This is a genomic window from Spirosoma sp. (assembly GCF_048594605.1).
Lineage (GTDB): Bacteria > Bacteroidota > Bacteroidia > Cytophagales > Spirosomataceae > Spirosoma.
Genome location: NZ_JBMDWV010000274.1, coordinates 1 through 10,033 on the forward strand (window position 1 = coordinate 1; position 10,033 = coordinate 10,033).

General features: G+C 47.3%; 11 protein-coding genes. 4 read left to right on the plus strand and 7 right to left on the minus strand.

What is annotated here, in order from left to right:
- Nucleotides 1-1,108 (plus strand): DUF5103 domain-containing protein (locus ACOJS8_RS16600; RefSeq protein WP_420149662.1); only part of this gene is annotated, 1,108 nt, incomplete at its 5' end.
- An 81-nt stretch (nt 1,109-1,189) separates the two neighbouring features.
- Here ACOJS8_RS16600 and ACOJS8_RS16605 read toward each other — a convergent pair.
- The 6 genes from ACOJS8_RS16605 to ACOJS8_RS16630 all read right to left on the minus strand — a co-directional run bounded on the left by ACOJS8_RS16605 (nt 1,190) and on the right by ACOJS8_RS16630 (nt 5,682).
- Nucleotides 1,190-1,786, minus strand: coding sequence for a c-type cytochrome (locus ACOJS8_RS16605; protein ID WP_420149663.1), 597 nt, complete (start codon nt 1,784-1,786; stop codon nt 1,190-1,192).
- 54 nt (nt 1,787-1,840) lie between these two features.
- Nucleotides 1,841-2,686, minus strand: a complete 846-nt coding sequence (locus ACOJS8_RS16610; protein WP_420149664.1) for a DUF6597 domain-containing transcriptional factor — start codon at nt 2,684-2,686, stop codon at nt 1,841-1,843.
- Between the two features lie 95 nt (nt 2,687-2,781).
- Nucleotides 2,782-3,453 (minus strand): hemerythrin domain-containing protein, encoded by a 672-nt coding sequence (locus ACOJS8_RS16615; protein ID WP_420149665.1) that lies wholly within the window; start codon nt 3,451-3,453, stop codon nt 2,782-2,784.
- Between the two features lie 27 nt (nt 3,454-3,480).
- Nucleotides 3,481-3,873, minus strand: a complete 393-nt coding sequence (locus ACOJS8_RS16620; RefSeq protein WP_420149666.1) for a RidA family protein — start codon at nt 3,871-3,873, stop codon at nt 3,481-3,483.
- A 144-nt stretch (nt 3,874-4,017) separates the two neighbouring features.
- Nucleotides 4,018-5,118 (minus strand): redox-regulated ATPase YchF, encoded by a 1,101-nt coding sequence (gene ychF, locus ACOJS8_RS16625; RefSeq protein WP_420149667.1) that lies wholly within the window; start codon nt 5,116-5,118, stop codon nt 4,018-4,020.
- A gap of 243 nt (nt 5,119-5,361) precedes the next feature.
- On the minus strand, nt 5,362-5,682 hold the full coding sequence (locus tag ACOJS8_RS16630) for a DUF3276 family protein (protein WP_420149668.1): 321 nt from the start codon (nt 5,680-5,682) through the stop codon (nt 5,362-5,364).
- Nucleotides 5,683-5,957: 275 nt separating this feature from the next.
- Here ACOJS8_RS16630 and ACOJS8_RS16635 point away from each other — a divergent pair, with 275 nt between their 5' ends.
- Both ACOJS8_RS16635 and ACOJS8_RS16640 read left to right on the plus strand, forming a co-directional pair.
- Nucleotides 5,958-6,392, plus strand: coding sequence for a septal ring lytic transglycosylase RlpA family protein (locus ACOJS8_RS16635; RefSeq protein ID WP_420149669.1), 435 nt, complete (start codon nt 5,958-5,960; stop codon nt 6,390-6,392).
- 142 nt (nt 6,393-6,534) lie between these two features.
- Nucleotides 6,535-7,446, plus strand: a complete 912-nt coding sequence (locus ACOJS8_RS16640) for a DUF58 domain-containing protein (protein ID WP_420149670.1) — start codon at nt 6,535-6,537, stop codon at nt 7,444-7,446.
- Nucleotides 7,447-7,487: 41 nt separating this feature from the next.
- Here the strand turns inward: ACOJS8_RS16640 and ACOJS8_RS16645 are convergent, their stop codons facing one another.
- Entirely contained in the window at nt 7,488-8,933 is a 1,446-nt protein-coding gene (locus tag ACOJS8_RS16645; RefSeq protein ID WP_420149671.1) for a thioredoxin-like domain-containing protein, read from the minus strand.
- 168 nt (nt 8,934-9,101) lie between these two features.
- Here ACOJS8_RS16645 and ACOJS8_RS16650 point away from each other — a divergent pair, with 168 nt between their 5' ends.
- Complete coding sequence (locus ACOJS8_RS16650; RefSeq protein WP_420149672.1) at nt 9,102-9,908, plus strand: YdcF family protein; 807 nt, start codon at nt 9,102-9,104, stop codon at nt 9,906-9,908.
- Nucleotides 9,909-10,033: the final 125 nt, after the last annotated feature.

Here is a 10,033-nt window from a genome sequence, read left to right on the forward strand (position 1 = left end):
TGAACAAACCGTTCTTCAGCTTGAATTTGATGATCTGACGGCCACTTACCGTTCGTTTCGCGCCCGGTTGATCCATTGCAATGCCGATTGGCAGCGCTCCATTCTGAACGATATTGAGTTTACGTACGAATACAACGACAATCCGATTACAGAATATCAGACGTCCATCAACACGAAAATTCCGTATTTCCATTATCGCTTTACGTTGCCTCGTGTGAAACTGCCCGGCAATTACCTGATTGTCGTGTATGACGAACGAAACCGGAACAACATCATTTTCACCCGGCGGTTCAGTACGTATCAAAATCGCGTAACGGTGGCTGCTGATGTTCGTTTTTCAACCAATCCGGCCTATCAGTTCAGTAGCCAGCAAGTAGACCTGGTGATCAATTACAGAGGTTACCAGGTGATTTCGCCACAGGATGATTTCAGGATAATTATCCGTCAGAATTATCGGGATGACCGCGAAATCCGAGGACTTCGCCCGACCAATGTGCGGGCTTTCGACCAGGTTCTGGAGTATCAGCTCATTGATATGAGTAATACGATGGCGGGCGGGAATGAATTTCGGTTCTTCGATACGCGAACGGTGCTTTCGCGAGCCAACTACATCGAACGTATCGACCGCCCTGCCGACCGTAACATTGCTTACGTACAGGTAGATCAGCCACGTAGCCGGGGCGCTTATATCCAGAGTGATGATTTCAACGGCCTGTTCGTCATCGACCACCGTGAAACCGGAAACGGTGCCACAAATGCCGATTACATCGAAACGGTATTTACGCTCAAAACGCCCGAGATTCCTAATGTAGAGGTATTTGTCAACGGGGCTTTTAATTTCTGGCAATTGAACGATACGAATCGCATGACCTACGATCCGCTACTCAACGCGTATCGGGGCTCAGTTTTGCTCAAGCAGGGCGTTTACAATTACGACTACGTAGTGAAAACCAACGACGCCCAGCCAAAAGTAGATGAGAACTACATTGAGGGTAGCTACTCATCTACCGAGAACGATTACGAAGTATTCGTGTACCACCGCCCACCCGCTTCCCGCGCCGATCAATTAATTGCCTATAAACGGCTAGGCGTGAATAAACGAAAATAAGATTTAGCAACATGGGCACGTAGCACATAGAGCGAGGTTTCGTTCTTTATGCTACGTGCTCATGCAGTCATAAATCGTCACTCAGGGGGCTGGTGGAATAGCCGCCGGTACTACGTTCGAAATAGGCTTCAGTGATTTCAGATATGTAAATACTGCCTGCATATCATCATCAGTCATGACGGCGTAGCCCGGCCAGGGCATAGGGGGTAGGAGAGGCCGTGTATTATCAAGTCCTTTAAATTTACCCTGCCGCATAGCCCTGGTAAATTGTTCAAATGACCAGCTACCGATTCCGGTTGCGTCGGGCGTCAGGTTAGCCGCAAAGGATACACCCCAGGGGCCTGCAAAGGCCGTATTCTGCCCGTTGAACATAACCCACTGGCCCGTTTTAACCAGATTTTTGTCGTACGTGCCTAATGGCACAGCACTATTATAGCCCGATAGAAAACGGTCCATATCAGGAGCCGGTCCTTGTGGCGTCATCTTTTTGGGAGAATGGCAATCGCCACAGCCCATAATCGTAACCAGATACTGGCCTCGTTTTATAAGTACGTCCTGATTAGGATGCTTCATAACGCTGGTGCTACGTTGTAGCGGCTCAGATGGTTTGTGGTGCCTGGTAAAGGCACAAGCGAGCCCGATGACGGCTATAGCCGCCAGATACATTAATTTGATCATGTTTACTTGTTGTTTGTAAATAAAGCCGGGAACAGATGAGGCTGCGACCGTGGCTCAGCAACTCATGTGTATGCCCCAGGAGGTGTATTTTCGGAAAAACTGACCCGTATCATAAAAAACTACTGTCGGAACGTCGTTGGTGAACTCTTTGAAGTCCCGAATAAAATGGGCCTGATCCGAATACCCGAAATTGTAGGAAATATCCAGCCAGCTAGGTGCCGTTGACGTCTGATGGAAGTATTCATACGCATTGCGGAACCGAATGATACGTTGGTACATCTTGGGCGTAGTGCCGTAGTTATCTTTAAAACTACGTTCCAGTTGCCGCTTGCTGATATACAGATGGTCGCTTAGTGATTCTATCGACAGATTACCTTTGGATTGACGGATCAGTCGGGTTGCCTCAAATAAATAATTCCGCTCGTCATTCAGATTCTTGAGTCGCGCCAGTAAAAACGCTTCGGCGGCTTCAATCACGGCCTTAATATCCTGCAAACCGTGCATTTTCTCCACCAGCCGGTTGATCGTTTTACCAAATACATTCTCCAGGTCTGTAAAATCATTGAACAGAGAAGCTACCGGTACGTTGAACAACTGAAGAAGGCTTTCGGGCTTTAGCTGAATACCAAATTTTCGACCTGTTCCCACCGATTTCCATTGCACCGAGTCCCGATAGAGACCTACAAAAAAGGCCTGTGGTAATTTCTGCCAGTTGTTATTCATCAGTACGTGGCAGAGGTTATCGTCCAGATGAAAGATCATTTCCAGGGTTCCGAACGGTAAACAGCGTTGAATAGGCGACTCTTCGTTGCTGTCGGTCTCGAAATGGTGTAGCCAGTACGTATCAACGTAGGGTTGTAGTGCTGCCGACGGCTTAAATTCCTGATAACTCGTGTTCATTAGTGGTTAATACGGACTGAGGTTGCGAATAGTCCAGTAAAGGTAGACGCTCGATGCGGCCGGGTATTGAAAAAAAGCGACATCTTCGTAACCGGTTACGCAAGGGCCAATGCCGCCTGAACTTTGCTCAGACGGTCGGGCGACAGCTCATCTTCCGCCATTTTCAGGAAATTATGAAAAACCGGTGCTGGCGCTCCCTGTTTCACACCCGACAGCCACCCAATTACTTCTTTGTTGTTGATGGAACGCATCATCCAGCGGCTTTCGGCAAACAGCGTCTGGGGCGGAATAGATTTCAGGATTTCGGCTTCCATCTGATGAATTTCGGCATCACTATAATGCTTCCAGAGCAGATACATCAATACGTTCTCCTCTTTGTTCATGTGATACAGATTAAACGCAATGAACTCGTTGAAGGAAAAGAAAAGCTGTTGGCCAATTGTTTCTTTGAGCTCTGGCTGCGTTGCTTCTTTCCACTCCTGAATGTGATTGAACAGGGTTTGCGTTAGCCGATGGTCGATATCATGGTCTTTTTCCAGTTCATCAACCAGTTGCGGATTATGTTTTTTAATGTGTGGCAGGATAAACTGGTCTTCGTTTTCGGCGTGTTCGTCGAAGAAAAGCAACACCTGCTCCAACTGCTGGACCGTAGCATCGGCTTCTGGCTCGGCAAAATCGGTTTGTTGCAATTGAAGGGCGGTATTGTACAGCATACCCCGAAGACCCTTGTGAATTTGATTGAATACGTTGTAGCGTTGTGTGTTCATGTTTTTTGCTTAGTAAAGAGGAGGAATTTAGTTGACAGCGGTTGCTTCTATCTCGATCATCAGCCCAGGAAACGCCAGCGCTTTTATTTCGACCAGCGTACTGGATGGTGTACAACCGGCGGCACTCAGTCGGCTGATTACCTGACCATAAGCCGCAAAAAAATCCGGGATAGACGTCGTGTAATAATTTAGGCGTATTACGTCAGTAAGTGAATAGCCAGCCTGCTGGAGTACGGTTTCCAGATTATCGAAACAGGAAGTGATTTGACTGCTCATGTCAGCCCTAACAGGATTGCCTTCAGCATCCATGGCTGCCTGGCCTGCGCAGTATAGAGTATGCGTAGCATGAGCTACTTCGACGGCCTGGGCGTAACCCAACTTGTTTTGCCATTGCCAGGGATTGATAATTGACTTTTGCATGTGGATAGTTTATGTATTTGAAAAATTTCATTGCAAAAGTATCCGGCCAAAACCGCCTTGTATTGAAGAAATGCGACATGCTAAAAAAAAGCGGGTGACCTGTTCAGGTCACCCGCTATAAATTAATTCGTTTGCTGATCCCTTTTACGCGCTGTGCAGGAACTCCATAATATCGCCGTCCTGTACTACGTATTCCTTGCCTTCGACCGCTAGTTTACCCGCTTCGCGTACGCCCGCTTCCGTTTTGAACTGCTGAAAATCGGGTAGTTTCATAACCTGGGCGCGAATGAATTTTTTCTCAAAATCGGAGTGAATAACCCCGGCAGCCTGTGGCGCTTTCCAGCCGCGGTGGATCGTCCAGGCACGGACTTCCTTAACTCCAGCCGTAAAATACGTAATGAGACCCAGCAATTTGTACGAAGCTTTAATCAGCTTGCTCAGACCCGATTCCGTCAGGCCGTACTCGCCCAGGAACAGTTCGCGTTCTTCGGGATCTTCCATTTCGGCAATCTGTGCTTCAATACTTGCGCTGATCACAATTACTTCGGCACCTTCATCTTTAACCGCTTCCCGGAGCGCATCGGAATAGGCATTTCCATTCGGTAAGGACGCTTCATCCACATTCGCTACGTAGATGACTGGCTTTACGGTTAAAAGCGCAATATCACCAATAGCTGCTTCGCGTTCTTCGGGCGATAGGGCTACGGTACGGGCACTTTTGCCTGCTTCAAGAGCCGATTTGTATTGCTTCAAAATCTCCAGTTCGGCTTTGGCTTTGGCATCACCTACCTGAGCGGCTTTCGCGATACGCTGTATTTTCTTATCGACAGATTCTAAATCTTTTAGCTGAAGTTCAGCGTCGATAATTTCCTTGTCAGAAACCGGGTTCACTTTGCCTTCTACGTGAACGATATTTTCGTCTTCGAAGCAACGTATTACGTGCACAATGGCATCGACCTCGCGGATGTTGGCCAGAAACTTGTTCCCTAGCCCTGCACCCTGGCTGGCTCCTTTCACCAGTCCGGCAATGTCCACGAACTCGATAATGGTTGGTACCACCTTCTGTGGCTTCACCAAACCTTCCAGCGCATTCAGACGTTCGTCAGGTACGGTCACTACGCCGACGTTTGGTTCTATCGTACAGAACGGATAATTGGCTGCTTCGGCCTTACCGCTCGAAATTGCATTAAACAGTGTTGATTTGCCTACGTTTGGCAAACCCACGATCCCACATTGTAAGCCCATGATTATGAATGAGTGGTTGAGCAAATACGCGATTGAGTGACTAGCTGACACTCAGTCATGGCTCCGGCGGCCCGGTCATTCGATCAACCATCAATTAGTTTTTCTACAAAAGTACAACCGCAACGTCGGACCACAAAAAAAGCCTTCGGCGTTGAAACCGAGGGCTGGATGTATACGGATAAATGAATTAAAGATGCCAGTATAGTTCAATCATAAAGCGCAGTTAAGAGATTATCCGTCTGATTAGTCCCACTTGAGTTCGCTGGCAAAATCATCCTGCTCGTCACGATGGGCGAACTGATTAAAATCCACATCGGGCAGCAGCTCCGTTTTTACGTAATCGACAGTACCCTGCAGCGCTTCAACGAATTTGTCGAAATCTTCCTTGTAGAGAAACATTTTATGTTTTTCATAGATAAAACCTTCTCCCTGCGGATGTCGTCGACTCTCCGTGATGGTGAGGTAATAATCGTTGGTACGGGTCGACTTAACGTCGAAAAAATAAGTTCGTTTTCCGGCACGAACGCGCTTTGAGTAGATTTTTTCCCGATCTCTTTCGTCCACTATTTAATCGATTTAATCAGTTAACAACCGCTAAAGTACGGGCAATCGGGAAAGAACAAAAAGAAACCGACTAAATATATTTCGTAGAGAAATAACCACGATAAAATACCAGTGATGTGGAGGCCGTTCCACAGTTTTTTGGCTAAATGCTTGGTAATTAAGCTTATCTAATATATCTTTGTTTTACAGGAATTGCACTTTTTGGGGACGGCGTGTATGTGCCATATTCGCAAACATACACGCCGTCTATTTTTTTTCACGTAACCAAAAGCTGTATGAGTTTAATCGTATCCCTTATGTTGTTTTTCGGCAACATAAAATCGGCGGAGGTCCTTCCGGGCCTCATACAGAAAGGCAAAGCGTCTTTTTATTCCAAGAAGTTCAATGGTCGCAAGACCTATTATGGTGAGCGTGTTGATGCAAAAGCCCTTGAAGGCGCTCATCGAAGCCTACCGTTGAATACGTTGGTTGAAGTTACAAATCTGGATAACCAACGTTCAGTAATTGTACGAATCAATGATCGGGGCCCCTTTTCCAAAGGCCGTGTCATTGACCTAACCCACGCTGCTGCCAATGCTCTTGGCATGGTTTCCAAAGGAATTGCCAACGTATCATTACGCGTTGTCAATAAAAGTCGTGCTGTTGCACTGAACCCTTCAGTGTTTAACACGCCGATCGCTTATCAATCCAGACTGGAGCCCGCTTTGTAAGAAAGCCGCTTCCTGCTACGTTACCGAGCCGTTCGCTATTTCTCTGTGCAATTCCTGTGAGAAATGGCGAACGGTTCACTTTTTTACGTTATGTTCAATAAGCGAACGGCCGGCGCTCGCTTATCACTCAATCACTCAATGAATGAAACAGCCACTTAACCTCAGCCAGGTACGCTCGTTTGGTAATGTCGAGTTTCTGGCCCGTCAGTTAGTCGAAGGCTTTATTACGGGGCTCCATAAATCACCGTTTCATGGGTTCTCCGTGGAATTTGCTGAACACCGGCTCTACAATACCGGCGAAACAACCCGGCATATCGACTGGAAGGTATTCGGAAAGACCGAAAAGCTTTTTGTGAAACGTTATGAAGAGGAAACCAATCTGCGCTGTCACGTGCTGATCGATACGTCGTCGTCGATGTATTATCCTGAATCGAACTACGGAAAAATGACGTTCAGTGTAATGGCAGCTGCGTGTTTGGCGTATATGCTTCAGCGACAGAAAGATGCCGTAAGCCTGACCACCTTCGCCGATACCATTGACCTGCAAACGCCTACCAAGTCGACGCCTTCGCACGTGCATAAGCTGTTCACGCATCTTGATCAGTTGATGCAGCAGCCCAACCCGCTGCGTAAAACGGCGGCTGCCGATGTTATTCATCAGGTAGCCGAGAAAATTAATAAGCGTTCGCTGGTGGTGATTTTCAGCGATATGTTCGATAACAGCGAGAAGTCGGATGCGCTTTTTTCGGCTTTGCAACACCTGCGGCATAATTTGCACGAGGTACTACTGTTTCACGTAACAGACAAAAAAACGGAAGAAGAATTTGCTTTCGATGAGCGCCCTTATGAATTTATTGATCTGGAAACGGGCGAGAAAGTGAAAATTCAGCCTGGGCAGGTGCGTGATACGTATCAGCAGGCCGTGAAATCGTATTTTCAGGAATTAAAAATGCGCTGCGGCCAATATAAAATCGACTTTATTGAAGCCGATATCGCGCAGGGTTTCGACCAGATCCTGACGGCTTATCTAGTAAAACGGACGAAGATGAAGTGAACAACGTAGCGTGGATCGGCCGATCCACGCTACGTTGCACGCTATTTTTTTACACTCGCCTTGGCGTTGGTAGGCGCCTTTGGGGCCGGGTGTTGCTTCTGATAAAATAAGACAAAGTCCTCGATCTGATCGACAGGAAGTTTACGGGCAATGATTCGCTTATCCTTGTCGAGCACATAAACGGTCGGTGTAGTCCAGACATCGTATTGCTTGGCGTAGTTCGTCCGGTTGGCAACATCCATCCCGTTGATAGCCTTGCCAAGTTTGAATTCCTTGATGAACTTCTTCCATTCTTTCATGTCCTGGTCGATGGCAACCGCCAAGACTTCAATCCCTTTGCCTTTGTAGTCGTCTACGAATTTTTGCAGCTTCGGCGCGCTCTCCCGACAGTGACCACAAGTTGGCGAGTAGAAGAAAACTACTGTGTAATTGGCTTTGATATTTTGCATAATAATGGGCTTACGCAACGTATCGGTGATAACGGGAGCTGCTAATACTTTTCCCACAAGATTTGGTTTCATGGAGGCCACCCGCTCGCCAACACTTTTGAGCGTCGATGAGTCCGAAACGGTCATGATGCCGGTTGCGTAATACTTCTCGAACATGTGTACGAAAAGACCATCCGTACCGTTTACTTTCGGTTGTTCGTAGGGCCGGGTGATGTAATAGATGGTATAGTATTTTACTTCCTTGTTTTTTCCCGCCAGCGCTTTATTTACTACGTAATCCGCTTCTTTGATCAGCGAATCGGGCACCTGCACGGTCAGTTCCTGAATGTACCGATCAACTTTCTGCTGGAGGAACGGCGTACGGACAAATCGTTCGTCAGCAAAATCGAAATCATCCCAGAAGTGTTTCTTGAAATAATTGAAAACCCAGACCGAATCAGGTCGGCCATTGGCGGCTTTGGGAGCGGGTGGAACTTCGGGTTCAGCGCTTGCTTTGAGCAGTTTAACGGTAAACGTGCCAGCGTTATTGGTCAGAAACTCCTTCCGATACGTATTGGCCTGCTTTTGCAGCGTGCTCATAGCAGCGGCATTCGTTTGCGACTTACCCAGCGCCTGGGCTTCGGCCTGAAACTTGTTTAATTGCTGCTGATAAGCGTAAAACAGCTCATTTTCTTTCGATCCGGTCACCTTCATGGCCTGAATGACGTTGGCGGTATCTGTATCAAATGAAAACTCCTGATCGTCGGTAATAAGAAATTGAATGTAACGGTTTTTGGGGGTTACGGCGAGGTATAAGCCCTGCGGCAAACTTTTGTTTCCCTCAAAAACCATATTGCCTGCGCCATCAATGCGAGCCGTATCTTTGGGGATATACTGCGTACTACCCAGGTAATGCGCCAAAATGCAGGTTGTGTCTTTCAAACCCTTGATGTGGCCGGCAATTTTATAACTGCCCGACGGGGTTTCAGTGGCTGATTGCGCCCATAAGCTAGTGGATAGAAGAAGGCCAAAAAGCGCAGCCAGGAGCGGATTTTTCATAAAAAGCGGTACGTATATTCGCACATTCTGATAAGACAAATTTACGGCAAAAAGCCGTTCATCGCTTGCGATTCGTTTCGGGCTATAATGGTCTCTTTACGACGAAATCCTGATGCTGAAGCAATAAACAAGCCTGCTAACAAAACGCTTACCGGGCTTTTCTAGTCTATGTTTTATTTCTTTTCTAAAACCGTTACGTATCTACTCACCCCTGCCGGATGGATCGTTGGGTTGCTCATGTTTGCTTTTTTTACGAAAAGTATAACACGACGTCAATGGTTGATAGCGAGTACGTTAGGTATTTTCTGGCTGTTGGGTAATCCGTTTTTAATGAACGAACTGGCATTATGGTGGGAGTATCCTATTCAGGTGGATCTGCCGGTTCCTACAGGTTCCTCTGCACGGATAGCCGTCGTATTAACAGGAGGTATGACAAACGCCCGAAAGGAAGTTCCAGGTAGTAAGCGGGAACGTAACGCCCGATTCAATCTGGGCCGTGAAGCCGACCGGGCCGGGCAAGCGCTGTATCTGTATAAATCAGGCGCGGTTCAGAAAATTATTGTCAGTGGAGGTATTGGAAATTTACCGTTTCGGGCCAGAGACGTTAGTGACGAAGGACATACCGTTGCTCAATTTCTGATGACAGCGGGTGTTTCTCCAACCGATGTTCTACTGGAAAGCAAGTCGCTGAATACGCACGAAAACGCGGTTTTCTCCGTCCAGATGCTTCAGAAGGCCTTTCATACCAATCGCTGCGTACTCGTTACGTCGGCCTGGCATATGCGCCGGGCAGTTGGCTGTTTTGAGAAGGAAGGTGCCATGGTAACCCCATTTCCTGGCAGTTTTCTGAGCGGGCGCCGGTCGTTTGCAGTGGCTGAATGGCTGCTCCCCAACGAAGAAACTTTCTTCAACGCCTACTACCTAACCCGCGAACTCGTCGGTTACGTAACGTACAAGGTCGTCGGCTATCTTTGACGCTGATGGCTACGTTACGTAGTCAGTTCACTTTTTTACGAAATCGTCGGCATTGTAAATTTCATATCCTAGGTACTAATCAATCTATTTATCCACCAGGAGCATACTTCTGTGGTGTATATATC